Below are 16,640 nucleotides of genomic sequence, written 5' to 3' on the forward strand. Positions count from 1 at the left end.
TGGCGAAGGGCCAGGACCGAGATGCGCGTATGGGGGCCGCGCAAGAGATGTACGAGATGCCCTTCCGCCCGGCCATCGAGCTCAAGACGGCCGGGATCTGGGGGCTGGGGGCCGTCTCGGCGGGTGTGATGAGTGCGTGGTCGGCGATGCCGACGGCGCCGTTCTACTGGATGGGCGCGGCGGCGGTGGCCATGGGCCTTCAGCAGGCCGCGCAGGGCTGGCAGCAGTACCGCAAGAATGCCGGCCTTTCGGGACGCAGCCTCTGGTTCTTCAAGCCGGAGGAGCTTCGCCAGCGCCTCCAGGAGGTGGACCGTCGGTACCAGCAGGAGCGGCTGTGGCTGGGCCGCGGCTTCGAGTGGGGCCAGAAGGAGGCGCAGCGGGTCTACGAGATCCGCAAGCGCGGCATCGACCAGGTCCTGCCGGACACCGGAGAGCCGGGATCCCCCTGGCTGCACGGCGTCAGTGAGTCCGAGGCGGACATCTCCATCGCCAAGGGCGAGGAGGCCGGGCACACCATCATCTACGGGACCACGGGGGCGGGGAAGACGCGGACCTTCGATCTGCTCATCAAGCAGAAGGTCCGGCGTGGGGAGTGCGTGTTCATCGTGGACCCCAAGGGGGACCAGGACCTGCGTGCTTCGGCGCAGAGCGCGTGCATCGAGGCCGGGGTCCCGGAGCGGTTCAAATACTTCCACCCGGCGCATGCCGACCGCTCGGTGCGCCTGGATGTCATGGCGAACTTCTCCCGGGTGACGGAGCTGGCGAGCCGCGTGGCCTCCCTCATGCCCTCCGAGGGCGGTGGGGACAGCTTCCAGGCGTTCTGCTGGATGGCGCTGAATCACGTCTGCCAGGCCCAGGTGGAGGCCGGCATGCGGGTGAGCCTCAAGACCCTGCGCCGGTACATCGAGGGTGGCCCGGACGAGCTGGTGGAGCAGGCGGTGGAGGTCCACCTGGACCGCCTGTCGAAGAGCTGGCGTCAGCGTCATGCGCACCGCCTGGAGAAGGCCAAGGACCGGGATAAGCGGATCAATGTACTTATCGGCCTCTACGAATCCCTGCCCGAGGGCCGGCGCTCAACGGCCGTGGACGGGATCATCTCCATGCACCGTCACGAGCGGACCCACTTCCAGAAGATGGTGGTGGGGCTGCTCCCGGTGCTGAACATGCTCACCTCCGAGCCTCTGGGGTCGCTGCTTTCGCCGGGCTACCAGGATGCCGGGGACATCCATGGGCGGCCGATCCTCAACTCCGCGAAGGCCGTGGAGCAGGGATATGTCGTCTACATCGGACTCGACAGCCTCACCGACGGGACCGTGGGATCGGCGATTGGCTCGATGATCCTCTCCGATCTCACCGCGGTGGCAGGGACCATCTACAACTACCAGAAGGGGGAAAACCCGCGGGTCAGCGTCTTCGTGGACGAGGCCGCCGAGGTCATCAACCGGCCCATGATCCAGCTGCTCAACAAGGGCCGCGGGGCCGGCTTCAAGCTGTACGTGGCCACCCAGACCTTCCCGGATCTCATCGAGCGCATGGGCTCCAAGGAGGCCGCCGCCCAGGTGGCGGGCAACTGCAACAACGTCATCGCCCTGCGGCTGGTGGACCAGGAGACCCAGCAGCTCATCTCCGACAAGCTGGGCAAGACCGTGATCCGCCAGATCATGCACACCCAGGGCACGACGGCCATGGGGTCCGACCGGGACGTGACGAACTGGTCGGGGAACTACGGGGAGCGGCTCATTGAGGCCGAGGCGGAGCTCTTCCCGCCGGAGCTCTTCGGCAAGCTGCCGAATCTCCAGTTCATTATGAACACCGCCGGCGGGCGAATGTACAAGGGCCGTGTGCCCATCATCACCAGCGATGTGCAACCGAAGATTGAGGACGTGACATGGCGAAGAATCCCCTGACCTTGGTGACCGCGCGGCGCGTGCCGGCCGATCAGCTGGTCAAACAGGCCATCGGGAGTGCCCGGGCGGGGCAGACGGTCCATCGGGTCGAGCGCATGTACCCGCGGATCCAGGCGCCCCTGGAGGGGGTGGCGGACGCCCTGCTGGATCACCTGGAGGTGGAGGAGGCCCGGGCCGTGCTGGGGGAAGGGCTCACCGGCCTACGCAACTACTGGGATGCCGACATGGGCGCCTGGCGGTCGGGGGAGCTCGATGCCATGGGGCTTCTGCGTCAGATCCTGACTCGGCTGTTCCAGCCGGCGGTCCAGCAACTGGGGGAGGCGACCCCGGAGGTCCTGCGCTTTCAGGCCGCACCCTCCGGGGAGCGGCTGGAGGGCAATCGCGTCTGGGCCGATCTGCGACTACGCCAGCTCGGTTTGTCCGGTGTGGACGACCAGGACGGGGACTGCGTGGAGGAGTAGGCCATGGCGAGCGGCGAAGGGGCCGGGCTGCCGAAATCGCGGCTGGTCTGGTTCGTGGTGTTCCTGCTGGTGCAGATGCTGGTAGTGGGGGTCCTGGTGCCCTCGGACTTCCTGGTTCGGCAGGTGCAGCTCGAACGAGAGCAGACCGCGCAGTGGTTCGGCGAGACCATGGCCGAGGAGTTGGTCGAGGCCACCAATGACCGCTTCAATCGGTGGTTCGTGGAGACCGGTATCGTCGAGGCGGTACGCTATCACCTGGTCCCCACCCAGGAGGAGCGGGCGGCCGAGCCCGAGATGGACGGGATCGCCGAGACCATCTTCCCCTTCGTCGAGACGCGACTGGAGGTCTTCTGGACGGTGCTCTACCAGTCCCTGCAGCGAGCGCAGCTCATCGCGATCTGGGCGCCCTACATGCTGCCCATCTGGTTGCCGGCCATCTGGCACGGCTTCGCGGTGCGCCGGGTGAAGCAGCTCAGCTACGGCTATGCCGCACCCAATCGGTTCCATGCCGCGGCTCTGGTGCTGGCCTTCCTGCTCACTCTGGTACCGGCGTATCTCATGGCGCCGCTGGCGATTCCGCCGAGTGTGGTGCCGCTGTGGGGGTTTGCTGTGGCCTGGGCGGGGGTGGTGATCGTGGCTAATCTGCAGAAGCAGCTGTAGGTGGGGCGATCAAAAAGGGGCAGTCGTTAGACTGCCCCTTTTGCTAAAACTGCAGACGGCTAAAAAAATCAGCCTTGATTACTGGCGAACAAAAAAGTTCGCAGACCCTATAAGTAGGCAAAGTTCAAAATCTATAGATGATAAAGGGAAAATATAAATAAAAAAGATAAGAAGAGATGGTATAAGTACACGCCTAAGACGTGGCTTATGGTTGTTCTCTTCTTGTTCCATGGTGCTTTCTTTTAAAGTCAACTCCCGGTAAGGGAGGGTGCTCAGCTATAAGAGAGCCATCTGCTTCGATGGCAAGACTGCTCGGTAGATACATAGGCATCTCCTAGTCACGGAATTGATATCCTTCCTTGGTGTAGAAGTCCTAGGACGAACAACTTCAAGGAGGTTGAACGCTTCCAAGAACGAGGTAAACATATCCCTCTGCCCCCTATAGTATAGCATCTCATGTTTTTGGGTCGAGGTCAATATGAGGAATCCTCTAGCGCCTCCAATGTGTATTCTAGGCTACTGAGTGATAGCTCTTGATATAGGGGTATTTATGAATACTTTAAGAAAAAGACGCTGGTAGGTAATCGCAGAGTTACAGGTGGAGTGACGATAAGTAGTTTCAAGAAAAAAAGCAGCGGTTATAGAAGCGGAGCAAGTTCCTTCAAAAGCCTCTTGGGGCCGGGACGCCAGCATCTTCCCGGTAGCCCTATTAGGGTTTTAGAGGAATGAGTTATGCCATTGAGCTTAGCCTGGGATTTTAGTCATTCAACTATATTGGCACCTTGTGAAGTCGGCGCTAACTTTCTGGTTAAGTCTGTGTTGTAATTTGAGACGATATACCCAGATTGAGAAAGATAATTTTACTTGTGTGAGATGCTATTTAGAAAGTGCTGACAGAATTATGGCTTCTCGGAATGGAGAAATTGTTTCTCCGGAGTGATTGGCTTCAAGATAAATTCTAAGTGTTTCTGTTGTGACGTTTTGGGCTACACAGGCAGGATTTTCCTGAATTTCCTCAACAATGTCGTTGATATACTGGATTGGAAAGCTTGCACCTTCTAGTTGGTCTTTGACCTCATTCAAGACGTTCTCCTGATAAGGTCCTTGCTCTGCAAGTTCTTTTGCGGCACCTATGATGGCTTCGGCTAGGTCCTCTTGTTGTCGAAGCATGGGTTTTGCTCCCTTGGTTTTTTGTATTGGTGTATGGAGGGAAGTGTAAGAACGATGTCGGTATATGAAAGGGTTGAAGGCTGGAGTGTATTCGGCGCTTAATGGTGTTTTATTTGAATTGGAGATTGGGTGATGTGATTCTTGCGGCAGCGTGGCGCGTAGTTGTTTGCGTGTACGCAACCCCCCTGTTTCGACCCCCCATTGCTGACAAAGAAGCGCCATCGGGGCCGGTACGCTGGGCCTGTGTCCTCCTGGAGGTCCCAGGTCTGACAACCCCAGCCGGAGAAACCCGATGCGCCTCGACCTACCTCGAACGCTGTCCAGCCAGGGCCTCCCCCGCGTCCTGATTGCCATCTCGCTCCTGATAACCACCTCCACGGCCACCGCTGAGGCTTCAACGCCCAAGTCCAACCCGGACGATGACCGCGGCCTCGCCTCCGTTATAGAAACCATCGTGGGCGGGGCGGCTTCCGGCGTCGAGGCCGCCCGGGAGTATGCGGCGCTGTTACTCGTCGGGGCCGCGCGGGACGGGCGCTTCGGTGAAGGCCGAGTCGGGGATCCGGAGGGGCCGGCAGACCGATGAAATACCTGCGTCGGACGTTCGTGGGGGCGGTCGGGCAAGCCTGGCGCGGACTGGCCGCCGAGCTGGCGCCGGCGGACCCGGTGTCGGGGTTCTCTCAATGGCGGGCCGGGCAGCTGTTGCGACGAGTGCGGCTACTGGCCGTGCTGCTGGCGGGTGTCGTCGCCGGTGGTGTGGTGCTGGATTGGCTGTTGCTGCCATCGGGCATCGCCGGCTGGACCGCCGTCCTTCGAGTCGGGACCGCCGGCCTGCTGCTGGCAATTGCCCGAGCGGCCTACCGCCACGAGGGGCTGCATACCGCACACGGCTTACTGGGCGCTGCCATCGGGGTGCCGCTGGTCGTGCACGTGATCGGGGTGGCCCTGGCTCTCGGGGTGGCGCCGACGGCCACCGTGCAACTCATCTACCTGCTCCCGCCCCTGGCGGTGCTCGCGGTCATCAGTCCGTTCCCGGTAACGCTCCGGGAGGGCCTGGCGCTCCAGGCCCCGATCCATCTCGCGCTCTGGATCGGGGCCGGCCTGGCCGCACCTGCGCTCGTGGTGCCGGTGTCGCTGGCGGGTCTGCTGGTCGGGGCTGCGGCGCTGTGGTCCCAGCACGTGCAGCTGCGCACCCTCCTTCACTACACGCGGGCCTTGTCCGTGGATCCGCTGACCCAGCTGGCGAATCGACGCCAGATCGACCGGCAGCTCCAGCAGACCCAACGGCCGCTGTCGGTACTTCTTATCGACATCGACTACTTCAAGTCCATCAACGACACCCACGGGCACGCGGTGGGGGACGAGGTTCTCCAGCACGTCGCGGACGTGCTGCGCACCGTGGTCCGGCATACCGATGCCGTGCACCCCTACTCGGCAGGAGGGTGCCCGCATGAGGTCGGGCGCTGGGGCGGGGAGGAGTTCATCGTCATTGCCGCCGATACCTCCCTGCCGGGGGCTTGCGCCATGGCCGAGCGTCTCCGCGAGACCGTGGAGCGGACCCTGGTCGCCAGCGAGGCCATCACGGTGTCCGTGACGGTCTCCATCGGGGTCGCCGAATGTGCTCCGGACGAGGAGGCACAGGCGACGATCTGCCGGGCGGATGCGGCCCTGTATCAGGCCAAGGACAGCGGGCGGAACCGAGTCGAGGCCGCGGCCTGAATCTTTGTCCGGAAACCCCCGGTTTCGACCCCCTATTACGGACAAACAGGCGTCAGGCCGCTGCGTAGCATGGCCTCCAGACCTGGTAATAGGGAGGCAGCACCGTGTCGCAAGACGCATTGCGGGTCCCGCGGGAAGTGGATGATCCCCCGGTGATGATGATGTGGAGCGGAGAGGAGCTGGGCCTGTTCAGCGTCTTCTTCGTGATCGGGTTCATGCTGGAGCAGCTGCTCATCCTCTGCCTCATCGGCGCGCTCGCGGTGAAGTACCTCCGCCGCTACCGGAACACCCGGCAGGAGGGCGCCATGATCCATCAGCTCTGGTGGCTCGGCTTCTGGCCCACCAAGGCGCGCTCGGTGGGCAACCCCTTCGAGCGGGACCACGTGGGCTGAGGGCGGCGGCATGGATCTGAAGGCACTCCTCAAGACCTGGGCCGGCACGCGGGCCGAGAACCAACTGGCCCGCTGGACGCTACCGGGGCTGTCGGTGGCGACGGCGCTGCTGGCCGGTCACGCCCTGACCCACGAGCCGACCGTGGTACTGGAGCCCCCGACGCCGCTGGAAGAGCGCACGGCCGTGTCCCGGACCGACGCGGGCGAGCCGTACATGCTGTCCTGGGGGCTCTACTTCGCGCAGCTGCTCGGCAATATCCACCGCGGCAACGCCGACACCCTGATGTCCTTCCTGGACCTCTACATCACCGCCCAGAGCGCGCCCGTCGTGCGCGACTCCATCGCCGATCAGATCGCCCGGATCCGGGATGAGGAGGCCACCGTCTCCTTCAGCCCGGAGAACCTGACCTATTTCGAGGACGAGGGCGTGGTGGCGGTGACCGGCACCCAGACGCTCACGCCCAAGCGCGGTGAGGTGAAGCGCATGGACTGGACCTACGAGTTCGAGATCGGGATCGAGCGGTACAAGCCGCAGCTGCTCGACCTGGATTCCTACCAGGGGCCGATCAAGGAGCGGAATCAGGAGCGAGATCAATGATGCGATGGCGACACTGCGCCGCGGCGGTGGCCGCGGTCATGGCCGCCCCCGGGGCACTGGCACAGGCCACCGGGGACCAGGGCGCGAGCAACGGGATCCCCGGCGTGCCGGTGTCCGTGACCGACCCTCGCAGCGGCTCGGCGGTTGCAGCCGACGCCGAGGGCGATACCGGTTCCGCGGCTCCCGCCGCCGAATCCGGTGGCCCGGAGGCCGATGGGGCTCCACCGCCGGCCGAGCAGGACCAGGCGGTGCAGGCAGCCCGGGCGTCCGGCCCGGACACGGAGGCCAGCGCCGCCAAGGACCGCCGGGAGCTCACGGTGGAGCCCGGGGCGAACCAGCTCATGGTGATCTCCCAGGGCCACCCCAACCGGATCATCGCCCCCTGGCCGGACCCCGAGGTCCGCAGCGCCCACGAGGCCGAGATCGAAGTGGTGGGGCGCGTCATCTACGTGACCACCGCGCAGTCGGCGCCCATCACCCTCTACGTGACCGATGGCCACAACGAGCAGCGGGCGCTGTCGCTCACGCTCGTTCCCCGTCGGGTCCCGCCGCGCGAGTACAGCGTCAGCATTGCGGGGATGGAGTCCATGGCGTCCATGGTGCAGCCGGACAAGGCCGGCACCTGGGAGCGGAGCAACCCGCTGCGCGCGAGCGTGACGAAGGCCCTCTCGCAGGCGGCCAAGGGCGAGCTGCCGGCCGGCTACGGGATGCAGGACGGGGTGTCCCCGGATGCCATGCCCATCCATTGCGACTGGGACGGCAGCGAGGACATCCAGATGGGGACGGGACAGCGCCTGGAGGGCCGCAACCTCATCGTCTGGGTGGCGCCGCTGCACAACGGATCCGACGAACCCATCGAGGTGCGGGGGCCGGAGTGCTACCACCGCGGGATCCTGGCCGTCTCCTCCTACCCCCGGGCGGCGCTGAAGCCTGGCGAGGAGACCGAGCTCTACCTCGTTGAGCGTCGAGCCGGGACTCCGAGCGGCAACGAGCGTCCGAGCGTGCTGGGCCGCGGCGCCCCGGAGGAGGGCGAGGATGATTGAGGCGGCCAAGCAGCGATTCCGCGCCCTCGATCCGAAGCTGCAGTGGCGGCTGGCCCTGGGCAGCCTGGCCGTGGTGGGGCTGGGGATCCTCTGGATCTTCGTCGCCAACGAGCCGACCGACCGCGGGCAGGAGGTCCGGGAGGAGCGCGAATCCGTCCAGCTGACCAGCGATGACTTCAGCGGCCTGGAGCTGGATGCCCTCGACAGCCGCGTGGATGGCCTGGAGGAAAACTCCCAGTCCATTGAGCAGCGCCTGGAAGAGTTGAGCCAGCAGCTGGAGCAGCAGCGCCGGGAGGAATCCCAGGCCGAAGATCCGCAGCCGGATCCGGAGGTCATGGAGCGGCTGAACAACCTGGAGGAGGCCACGCGCGCCATCGGCGAAATGGCGGCGGAAGGCCGGGATCCGGGCGGCAACCAGGCGGCCCCGGCGCCCCGGGAATCGCATGCGGGCGAGACGCAGGGCTCGGCTTCGGGGGGTTCCGAGCGGCCCGAGCCCGGCCAGGAAGTGGAGGTGGACGAGGGCCGGGTGTGGCAGGACCTGCCCGAGCCGGTGCGCCAGACGACGGGGGAGGGCGACGGGACGGCCGATGGCGAGGACGGCCAGTCGGTCCAGGTCGGTGCGCTGCAGACCTACGGCGGGACCTCCGCGTCCGAGCAGGACGAAGAAGAGGCGGCGTTCGCCCATCTGCCGGCGGGCTCCATCCTCTCCGGCGAGCTACTGGCCGGCCTGGATGCACCGACCAGCCAGGCGGCCCAGAGCGAACCCTTCCCGGCACTCATCCGGGTCAACAAGGACGCCATCCTGCCGAACCGGTACCGGGCGGACGTGCGTGAGTGCTTCATCATCGCCGAAGCCTACGGCGATCTCTCCTCCGAGCGGGCCTACATGCGCGGTAACACCATCAGCTGCGTGCGCCACGACAAGTCCGTGGTGGAGAAGCGGATGCCCCTGTACGTCGTCGGCGAGGACGGCAAGGCGGGCATGCGGGGTCGGCTGGTCTCCAAGCAGGGCCAGGTCCTGACCCGCGCCATGATGGCCGGCTTCCTGGAGGGCGTGGCCGGGGCCTTCAACGTCGAGCGCGTCCCCAGTCTCAACCTCGAAGGCGGCCAGGACAGCGCCGAGTGGGAGGACATGATGGGCAAGGAGGCCGCGCAGAGTGGCGTGGCCACCGGTGCCAGCCGGGCCATGGACCGCCTCGCCCAGTTCTACATCGACATGGCGCAGAGCATGTTCCCGGTCATCGAGATTGCCGCCGGCCGTCAGGTGGACCTGATCGTCACACGGGGCCAGACCCTGGAGCCGAGCGGCCAGGGCGAGTAGAGGAGACCACGAATGCAAGCACGACACGGAATCCGAGCCGGCCTCCCGGCGCTGGCGCTGCTGACCAGTGCGGCCGGGCTGAGTGGTTGCGGAACGATGGGCGCTTCCGAGTACAGCTGCGACGGCTTCCCCGAGGGCCAGACCTGCCAGTCGGTCCGCGAGGTGTACGAAGGCGACAACCAGGTGACCGAGGAGCATACCGAGGCCGTCGAGCAGGCCCAGGCCGCCCGGGATGAAGCCTGGAGCGGCCAGGTGCCGGCGGAGGTGCCGCGCCCCATCCGGACGCCGGCCCAGGTCATGCGGATCTGGCACGCCCCGATGGAGGACAGCCGCGGCGTTCTCAACATGGCGACCTACAGCTTCGTGGAGGTCGAGACCCGACGCTGGAGCGTCGGGGAGGCGTACCAGGAGGGCAGCGAAGGCCGTCGAATGATGCGCATGAGCCCGGGCCAGGCCCCGCAGACCGACGATCCGGTCGGTGTCTCCGGTGCTCAGGGCAGTGGGGAACAAGGGGAGGCAGCCAGCCGAGGAAGCGGGGGAAGCGGCGAAGTGGCCGAGACTCGCGAACGGCTGACGGACGATTTGCAGGGCCGCTAGGGCCCCGGACCGATTTCGCGGGCCGTTCCGGCGGCTCCGAAGGCACCAACCAAGCAACCAAGAGGGAAGCAGCATGCAGCTGAGCAAGTATCTTCGTGCATCGACTCCGGTTCTGGCCGTGACCGCGGTGGTCGGTCTGGCCCTGGCGCCGGATGCCGCATTCGCCGGCTCGGCCGGGTCCGGGGACTTCGACTCCATCTGGGAGACCCTGGTGGACTGGTCGCAGGGCACGCTGGGCCGGGTCATCGCCCTGGCCTTCATCCTGGTCGGGCTCATCCGCGGGATCGCCTCTCAGTCCATCATGGCCTTCGCCATCGGCGTCGGTGCCGGTCTTGGCCTCTACAACGCCGAGACCATCGTGGACAGCCTCTTCGGCGCGAGCGTGGAAGTGATGCACGGCATGGCGTCCCACCTGCCCGCCGGGGCCGGTATCGGTATCGGCCTGTAAGCCGGGAGGGGACGGGCGATGCTGGAGAAGTTGCTGAAGCCGTCGTCGAGCCGTTACCGGGAGGAAGCCCCTGCCGGTAGCCGGCCGGCTGCGGAGCTATTCCCGGAGCTGGCCTACAGCCCCCGGGACCGGCTCTTCTTCCTGGAGGATGGCCACCTGGCGTTCTCGTATCTCTGTGCGCCGCGCACCGGGGTGTCCGAGTCGGACGCGGAGAGCCTGCAGGGCCTGCTCAACCAGGACTGGCCGGCCGGCGGGATGATGCAGATCGTCCACTGGGCGTCGCCGGACATCGAGCCGCACCTTCAGGCCGCCCTGTCCCTGCGGGACGAAGCCACCGGCGTGCTTCGCGAGGTCATCGAACGCCGGGCCGATTTCCTGCGCGGCGGGTTGCACGAGGCCCTCGGGGACCCTTCGGCATCCAAGCTGCGCAACCACTACATCCTCGTCACGGGCAAGGTGCCCTGCGAGGCCGAGCCCTCGGATCCGGAGATCGACAACGTCGTCCGGCTGCGCCGGTCCGTGGGGCAGGCCCTGGCCAGTATCGACATGCACCCGATCCCCATGGACGCCGGCATGCACATCCGGCTGATGGGCTCGATCCTCAACTGGCAGGACGGGGCGCGCTGGAAGGAGAGCACCCCGTCCCAGCTCTATGACCGGAACGAGTGGATCCGGGATCAGCTGGTGGACATCGGCAACCGGATCACCGCCGACAAGGAGGGGCTGCGCCTGGGGGACCCGGAGAAGCCGGACGCGCACGTGCGCATGCTCAGCCCCAAGCAGTACCCCGAGCGCGTCGTGATGGGTCTGGCCGGCCTCTTCGTGGGCAAGACGGCCTACGGCACCCGGGGGCTGCACGAGCACTTCATGCTGACCATGAACCTCTACTTCCCCGACGCCGAGAACCACCGGGGGCAGATGGAGAAGCTGCGCAACTGGAACCTCCGGCAGGCCCAGGGGAAGATGATCAACTTCCTGCCGACCCTGGCCCGGCGCAAGTACGACTTCGACGCCCTGTTCGAGGCCCTGGATGACGGCGACCGGCCGGTGCGCATGACGATGTCGCTGGCGCTGTTCGACGAATCCGAAGAGCGCGTGGAGGCCGCGGTCTCCAACGCCCGCACCTACTACCGCGAGCTGGGCTTTCAGCTGATGGAGGACCGCTGGTTCCTGCGGCCCCTCTTTCTCAACGCCCTGCCGCTCGGGATGGATGGCGACGCCATCCAGATGCTGGGTCGCTACAAGACGATGGGCACCCGCCACGTCGTGCGGATGCTGCCCATCATCTCCGACTGGCGGGGCAGCGGCACCCAGACCATGCAGTTCGTCTCCCGGGGCGGGCAGCTGATGAATCTCTGCCTGTACGACTCGGACACCAACTACAACGCCTGCGTGGCTGCCCAGTCCGGCGCCGGCAAGAGCTTCTTCACCAACGAAGTGCTCTGCTCTTACCTCTCGCAGGGCGACCGGGCGTGGGTTATCGACGTGGGGCGCTCCTACGAGAAGACCGCGGACGTGCTCGGCGGGCAGTTCATGGTCTTCTCCGACGAGGCCGACATCCAGCTCAACCCCTTCCCGCTGGTCCAGGACTACAAGGACGAGGAGGACGCGCTGGTGGGCCTGCTCACGGCCATGGCCTCGGACCAGGAGATGCTCAGCGACATCCAGACCTCGGGGCTCAAGCGGGTCCTCGGGGGCGCCTGGAAGCAGCACGGTCAGGACCTGACGGTGGACCGGCTGGTGGAGCTGTTGCTGGCCGACGACGACACCCGGGTCCAGGACGTGGGCAAGCGGATGTTCGCGTTCACCTCGGACGGTGGCTACGGCCACTACTTCAACCGGGGCAACAACATCGACCTCTCCAACCCCTTCATGGTCCTGGAGCTGGAAGAGCTCAAGGGGCGCAAGCACCTCCAGCGGGTGGTGCTGCTCCAGCTCATCTACCAGATCCAGCAGGAGATGTACCTCTCCGAGAACCCGCAGCAGAAGAAGATCCTCATCATCGACGAGGCGTGGGACCTGCTCGCCGAGCCCTCGGTGGCCCGGTTCATCGAGGGCGGTTACCGGCGGTTCCGCAAGTACAACGGCGCCGCCATGGTCATCACGCAGTCCATCAACGACCTCTACAACTCGCCGACCGGCGTGGCCATCGCCGAGAACAGCGCCAACATGTTCCTGCTCAACCAGAAGGGGTCGAGCATCGACGCCATCAAGCGCGAGGGGCGGCTGCCGCTGTCGGACGCCGGCTACGACATCCTGAAGACCGTGCACACCCAGAAGGGGAAGTATTCGGAAATCTTCTTCCTCACCGAGACCAAGGGGGCCGGCATCGGGCGGCTCATCGGTAGCCGGTTCATCCAGCTCATGTACTCCACCGCGCCCGACGACAAGGCCGCCATCAGGAAGTACCAGAGCCGGGGCTACCGCTTCGAGGAGGCCATCAACTGCGTCATCGCGGAGGAAGAGCGGCAGAAGGAGGCGATATGAAGGCGCTGCTGAAGGATCCCTTTACCTGGGTAATGGCGGCGATGGTCGCCGGTGCCGTGGCCTGGATGGTCGCCGGTATGCCCGGCTGGCCCGGCCAGGAGGAGGCGAAGGGCGAGGCCCACGGGGAGATCGTCATCCTGGACCCCTCCCGGGTGATGGAGAAGATGCGCGAGGAGGCCGACGACCCCGACGCAGTGACCGCTGAGGCCGTGGCTCGGCGGCTGAAGGCCATCTCCGGGCAGCTCACCGAGAAGGGCTACATCGTCCTTGATGCCGGTGTCGTCTTCGATGCCCCGGAGGATGCCTTCGTGGAGATCGAGTAGTGGCCACGTCGGTGTCGATGCCGGACGCAGTCCCTCGTGAGGAGAGGAGGCGCCGGCGAGAGCCCTGGGGGCGGTTCGCCCTCAAGGCCGGCCTCACCCTGGCCGGGATCGTCGGCTTCTGGGCGTGGTTCATGGCGCACTTCACCGTCCACATCGACCCGCAGGAGACCCCCTCCATGGGGCACCGGCTCTGGCTGGTGGTCCACGAGGCCGACTACCGGCCGCAGCGAGGGGAGGTGGCGGCGTTCCGGTCCCGCGGGGCCAGCCCCTACTTCGAGGACGGGGTGGTGATGGGCAAGCGTGTGGTGGCCACCCCGGGCGACTGGGTCGGCCGGCTCGGTGACGTGGTGGTCCATGCCCGGCCCGGTGAGTCGGGCGACATCCTCGGGGTGCTCCACCACGCCAGCCGGGTAGAGCCCGGCGTCCGCCGACTACCGGACGGACACTGGTGGGTCATGGGGGAGTCCCCGTCCAGCTGGGACTCCCGGTACTGGGGCGCGGTCCAGGCCGATCAGTGGATCGGGCCGGCCCATCCGATTTTTTGAAGCGACGAGAGGAGTGACGCATGAGCGAAGTGACGATGAGCGACCACGAGCGGCTGACTCGGCTGGGCTGGGCTCAGCAGGCCATCAACAAGTACGACTGGCACTGCCTGGTGGTGAACGCCCTGGCGCTGCTGGTCACCGGCGGGGCCTTCCTGCTGCCGATGCTGGGGCACACGCCGGACAGCCTGGCCGGTGAGAGTGCGGAGACGGCCTCCACGCTGGGGGCGGTGGTGATCCTCTTCATCCTCTGGATCATCTCCGGCTACTACCAGCACCTCAAGAACCTCTACGTGGAGCGGTACAACGCCCTGGAGTCCGGCCACGCCAATGACGTGACGATGAAGGTGAAGCCGTCGGTGGCCACCGCCATCGGCTCGGCCATCTGGCAGCCGCCGGTGAGCTGGCTGTTCTACGGCATGATCCTCGGGGTGGCGCTGCGCACCTTCTTCTAGGCCCTGACCAGCCCCTCCCGCCTCATCGCCCCGGCCCAGACCGGGGCAATTTGCTTCTAATCCCCCTCATACGACCTTAGTTAGCGGCAAAAGCGCGCTCATGGCTTTCGTATCCTCGGGGAAGGCTATGGGCAGGGGAGTGCAACAATGCCGGTTGTCCGCGTAGGACTGCGAGTGCTGACCGCGGCGATGCTCGGGGGGCTGGCCGGGGGCGCATTTGCTGCCCCTGGCGGGGCCCAGGGTGGCACCTGTGGTGGAGAGGCGCTGGCAACGGGGGAATGCGAAGCGGCCAACCTGATTTCTCAGGAGGATTTCGACCGTGTCCACGCGATCCTGGAGCAGACCGATGCCGAGGGCGGCAATGTGCAGGAGCGTATTCGAGCCGAGCGGGAGGAAGCAGGGTCGCTCGCTGAATCGGCGCGAGGGGGCCTGGAAGAGCTCCGCATCAAGGACCTGCCTGGACGTATCGCCGAGTTCGCGGATCAGGGCGATCTAGAAGGGGGGAATTTGCCGTTTTCGCCGGTTGCGGAGGACGGAAAAGCCGGTGTGACGCACACGCTCCTGCTATCGGAGAGCATCCCTGCCAGTCAGCGCAAGACGCTGCTGAAAGAAGCGGCAAAGGCGCAGGAAGCGCGCCCCGACAGCGAGGTGGCGGTCTATTTCCAGGGCCCGCTGGTCGATAAGGACATCGACGAGACCGTTCGGCAGTTCTCGCGCTGGCTGAAGGAGGCCGACCTGGAGCACTCGGAAGTCGCGCTCGGGATCAACAACAAGGTATTCGACCGGCACGGCGTGGAGGCTGTCCCGACTTGGGTGTCCGAGCGCGGCGGCGAGCTGGTGGCGAAGGCGTCCGGTCTCGGGGATCTCGATTACGTTCTGGAGCAGGCCGAGGAGGCCGATGAGCCCGACATAGGCCGGAGAGGCAATGTTTGGTCGGTCGCCGAGCCCCATTTCGTTGAGGAGTACGTGAAGACCCGGATCCAGGACTGGATTGAGGAGCAGGGCGGAAAGGAAGCGATCATTGAACGGGGCCGCCAGGCTTTCTGGGAGCATCAGGAGTTCCACGAGTTCGAGTTGGAGCCGGCCGAGGCTCGCAACAGCTACGTCGTGGACCCGTCCGTCACGGTCACCGAGGACATCACGGTCCCCGGGAAGGACCGGTTAATCGCTCGCAAGGGGCAGCGCGTAAACCCCCTTTCTGCCGTCCCCTGGACAAGGCCCCTACTGATCTTCGATGGAAGCCGCCCCCAGGAAGTCGAATGGGCATCCGACTGGCTTGAAGAAAATCGCTCACAAAACCCGATACTGGTCACATCCCGGATCGATACAGTAGGCGATGGATGGGCCAATTACCGAGACCTAACGAACACCCTTGGCCACCACGTTTATCTTTTACCGAAAAACCTACGGACCCGCCTTGGCATTCAGAAAACGCCGAGCGTGATTCGCGGCACGGGTGATCGAAAACTTCGTGTTACTGAGTTTCCCGTAGAAAAGTCTCTCGGTGGATTTTTATTACCTGATTCTGTAACCGGATGGATGGGGCGCCTGTACGCCTCCTTTCCTTCTTTTATTTCCCCGGCAAATGCGCAAGTTTCGGATGCAGCTTGTCCGAATGGGAGCGTATTTTCGCGGATGTTTTCCGATGTTTGCTGGGACTGTCATATTCCCTTTTCGGTGGCGGGGCAGGATTTAGGTGGAGATGCGCCGAATGGGTTTAATCGGTCGCCGGTTTGTATGTGCGAACCGCCTTTCCCGGGCGTAACCATGGGCGCGTGGTTGCCATCAAGGTTGGTCGAGTTGGTCCGCACTCCGGGATGCTCGCCGACGATGTTTGGAAGCAGCCTGACTTTCGGGGGGCCGGGGATGGGAATGCAAGGGGGCAGCAGAGAGCGAGCATCCGACGGTAATTCGGGTGCCAAGACATTTTACCACTACCACTATTGGGCATTCCCGGCCGGAGAGATCCTGGGAACATTAACCGGATGCGTTTCTAAGACGAGTTTGGACATGATGTACGTATCCGAGATGGATCCTACCTGGAATGAAGATCAGATTTCTGTTCTTACGACCCCAGAAGCCGCCCTTTTTGCGAACCCGATTGCACAGTCCGCATGCGTGGGTGAGGCCATGGCAGTCGGAGCTGGCGTTGAGCCTATTGAAACATTGTATTGGTGTGCAGGCGCTTGGGGTTCCATGTATCCATTTACGGGTAACCTGGCTTACCAATCCAGCCCTATTTCCGACACCTCCCTGCTGGCAGTCCGGAGCCTGGCTGCGCTTCATAGGCGTGGATTGGCGCGGGACTTCAAGGGAAATCCCTGTGACGGGGTTTTTGAGCCCATGATCCCGAAAAACTCCTACCGGTGGTCTCAATACTACCCGGTTCCGGAAAGCAACAATACGCATTGGACCGGCCAGGCACCTGTGTATTGGGGGCCGCACCGAACAATTCCCGGTCGGGGTGAGGATTATATTCACATGCTCTGGCGATGGACGGACTGCTGCCTGGAGAGTTAA

The 16,640-nt window shown here is 64.8% G+C and carries 17 protein-coding genes; 16 read left to right on the forward strand and 1 reads right to left on the reverse strand.

What is annotated here, in order from left to right:
* Positions 1-29 precede the first annotated feature (29 nt).
* Genes traD through BM272_RS00305 form a run of 3 tightly spaced genes read left to right on the forward strand, consistent with a single transcriptional unit; the run spans position 30 to position 3,028 of the window.
* The gene (gene traD / locus BM272_RS00295) at positions 30-1,907 is read left to right on the forward strand and encodes a conjugative transfer system coupling protein TraD (protein ID WP_143613066.1); all 1,878 of its coding nucleotides are present in this window, start codon (positions 30-32) and stop codon (positions 1,905-1,907) included.
* A complete protein-coding gene (locus tag BM272_RS00300; RefSeq protein ID WP_093426765.1) occupies positions 1,889-2,368 on the forward strand; it encodes a hypothetical protein in 480 nt (159 codons plus the stop codon). The genes traD and BM272_RS00300 overlap by 19 nt, the downstream gene beginning before the upstream one ends.
* Before the next feature lie 3 nt (positions 2,369-2,371).
* Complete coding sequence (locus tag BM272_RS00305) at positions 2,372-3,028, forward strand: IncC plasmid conjugative DNA transfer DtrJ family protein (protein ID WP_093426766.1); 657 nt, start codon at positions 2,372-2,374, stop codon at positions 3,026-3,028.
* An 876-nt stretch (positions 3,029-3,904) separates the two neighbouring features.
* On the opposite strand, the gene BM272_RS13435 is transcribed toward BM272_RS00305, so the two are convergent.
* The gene (locus tag BM272_RS13435; RefSeq protein WP_143613068.1) at positions 3,905-4,198 is read right to left on the reverse strand and encodes a hypothetical protein; all 294 of its coding nucleotides are present in this window, start codon (positions 4,196-4,198) and stop codon (positions 3,905-3,907) included.
* A gap of 292 nt (positions 4,199-4,490) precedes the next feature.
* Between BM272_RS13435 and BM272_RS00310 the strand changes: the two genes are divergently transcribed.
* The 13 genes from BM272_RS00310 to BM272_RS00370 all read left to right on the forward strand — a co-directional run bounded on the left by BM272_RS00310 (position 4,491) and on the right by BM272_RS00370 (position 16,640).
* Positions 4,491-4,781 (forward strand): hypothetical protein, encoded by a 291-nt coding sequence (locus tag BM272_RS00310; protein ID WP_093426767.1) that lies wholly within the window; start codon positions 4,491-4,493, stop codon positions 4,779-4,781.
* A 125-nt stretch (positions 4,782-4,906) separates the two neighbouring features.
* Positions 4,907-5,914 (forward strand): GGDEF domain-containing protein, encoded by a 1,008-nt coding sequence (locus BM272_RS00315; RefSeq protein WP_240307993.1) that lies wholly within the window; start codon positions 4,907-4,909, stop codon positions 5,912-5,914.
* 104 nt (positions 5,915-6,018) lie between these two features.
* Entirely contained in the window at positions 6,019-6,306 is a 288-nt protein-coding gene (locus BM272_RS00320) for a type IV conjugative transfer system protein TraL (RefSeq protein WP_143613070.1), read from the forward strand.
* Between the two features lie 10 nt (positions 6,307-6,316).
* Positions 6,317-6,904 carry a TraE/TraK family type IV conjugative transfer system protein gene (locus BM272_RS00325; protein ID WP_093426770.1) on the forward strand — a complete coding sequence of 196 codons (588 nt, stop codon included), beginning with the start codon at positions 6,317-6,319 and terminating at the stop codon, positions 6,902-6,904.
* Positions 6,901-7,947, forward strand: a complete 1,047-nt coding sequence (locus BM272_RS00330; RefSeq protein ID WP_093426771.1) for a TraK domain-containing protein — start codon at positions 6,901-6,903, stop codon at positions 7,945-7,947. The genes BM272_RS00325 and BM272_RS00330 overlap by 4 nt, the downstream gene beginning before the upstream one ends.
* A complete protein-coding gene (locus tag BM272_RS00335; RefSeq protein WP_093426772.1) occupies positions 7,940-9,268 on the forward strand; it encodes a TraB/TrbI/VirB10 family type IV secretion system protein in 1,329 nt (442 codons plus the stop codon). The genes BM272_RS00330 and BM272_RS00335 overlap by 8 nt, the downstream gene beginning before the upstream one ends.
* Positions 9,269-9,280: 12 nt before the next feature.
* Positions 9,281-9,865 carry a TraV family lipoprotein gene (locus tag BM272_RS00340; protein WP_093426773.1) on the forward strand — a complete coding sequence of 195 codons (585 nt, stop codon included), beginning with the start codon at positions 9,281-9,283 and terminating at the stop codon, positions 9,863-9,865.
* 73 nt (positions 9,866-9,938) lie between these two features.
* Entirely contained in the window at positions 9,939-10,313 is a 375-nt protein-coding gene (gene traA, locus BM272_RS00345; protein ID WP_205407712.1) for a TraA family conjugative transfer protein, read from the forward strand.
* Positions 10,314-10,331: 18 nt separating this feature from the next.
* A complete protein-coding gene (gene traC / locus BM272_RS00350) occupies positions 10,332-12,800 on the forward strand; it encodes a type IV secretion system protein TraC (protein ID WP_093426774.1) in 2,469 nt (822 codons plus the stop codon).
* The gene (locus BM272_RS00355) at positions 12,797-13,123 is read left to right on the forward strand and encodes a hypothetical protein (protein WP_093426775.1); all 327 of its coding nucleotides are present in this window, start codon (positions 12,797-12,799) and stop codon (positions 13,121-13,123) included. The genes traC and BM272_RS00355 overlap by 4 nt, the downstream gene beginning before the upstream one ends.
* Positions 13,123-13,668 carry a S26 family signal peptidase gene (locus tag BM272_RS00360; RefSeq protein ID WP_093426776.1) on the forward strand — a complete coding sequence of 182 codons (546 nt, stop codon included), beginning with the start codon at positions 13,123-13,125 and terminating at the stop codon, positions 13,666-13,668. The genes BM272_RS00355 and BM272_RS00360 overlap by 1 nt, the downstream gene beginning before the upstream one ends.
* A gap of 20 nt (positions 13,669-13,688) precedes the next feature.
* A complete protein-coding gene (locus BM272_RS00365) occupies positions 13,689-14,120 on the forward strand; it encodes a hypothetical protein (RefSeq protein ID WP_093426777.1) in 432 nt (143 codons plus the stop codon).
* Between the two features lie 174 nt (positions 14,121-14,294).
* Positions 14,295-16,640, forward strand: a complete 2,346-nt coding sequence (locus tag BM272_RS00370) for a TrbC family F-type conjugative pilus assembly protein (RefSeq protein WP_159432963.1) — start codon at positions 14,295-14,297, stop codon at positions 16,638-16,640.

Source organism: Thiohalospira halophila DSM 15071, from assembly GCF_900112605.1.
Classification (GTDB): Bacteria; Pseudomonadota; Gammaproteobacteria; order Thiohalospirales; family Thiohalospiraceae; genus Thiohalospira; species Thiohalospira halophila.

Bases quoted from the DNA above. Each gene is read 5' to 3' on its own strand.
- traD (WP_143613066.1), top strand. From the start codon at position 30: ATGGGGGCCGCGCAAGAGATGTACGAGATGCCCTTCCGCCCGGCCATC.
- BM272_RS00300 (WP_093426765.1), top strand. From the start codon at position 1,889: ATGGCGAAGAATCCCCTGACCTTGGTGACCGCGCGGCGCGTGCCGGCC.
- BM272_RS00305 (WP_093426766.1), top strand. From the start codon at position 2,372: ATGGCGAGCGGCGAAGGGGCCGGGCTGCCGAAATCGCGGCTGGTCTGG.
- BM272_RS13435 (WP_143613068.1), bottom strand. From the start codon at position 4,198: ATGCTTCGACAACAAGAGGACCTAGCCGAAGCCATCATAGGTGCCGCA.
- BM272_RS00310 (WP_093426767.1), top strand. From the start codon at position 4,491: ATGCGCCTCGACCTACCTCGAACGCTGTCCAGCCAGGGCCTCCCCCGC.
- BM272_RS00325 (WP_093426770.1), top strand. From the start codon at position 6,317: ATGGATCTGAAGGCACTCCTCAAGACCTGGGCCGGCACGCGGGCCGAG.
- BM272_RS00330 (WP_093426771.1), top strand. From the start codon at position 6,901: ATGATGCGATGGCGACACTGCGCCGCGGCGGTGGCCGCGGTCATGGCC.
- BM272_RS00335 (WP_093426772.1), top strand. From the start codon at position 7,940: ATGATTGAGGCGGCCAAGCAGCGATTCCGCGCCCTCGATCCGAAGCTG.
- BM272_RS00340 (WP_093426773.1), top strand. From the start codon at position 9,281: ATGCAAGCACGACACGGAATCCGAGCCGGCCTCCCGGCGCTGGCGCTG.
- traA (WP_205407712.1), top strand. From the start codon at position 9,939: ATGCAGCTGAGCAAGTATCTTCGTGCATCGACTCCGGTTCTGGCCGTG.
- traC (WP_093426774.1), top strand. From the start codon at position 10,332: ATGCTGGAGAAGTTGCTGAAGCCGTCGTCGAGCCGTTACCGGGAGGAA.
- BM272_RS00355 (WP_093426775.1), top strand. From the start codon at position 12,797: ATGAAGGCGCTGCTGAAGGATCCCTTTACCTGGGTAATGGCGGCGATG.
- BM272_RS00365 (WP_093426777.1), top strand. From the start codon at position 13,689: ATGAGCGAAGTGACGATGAGCGACCACGAGCGGCTGACTCGGCTGGGC.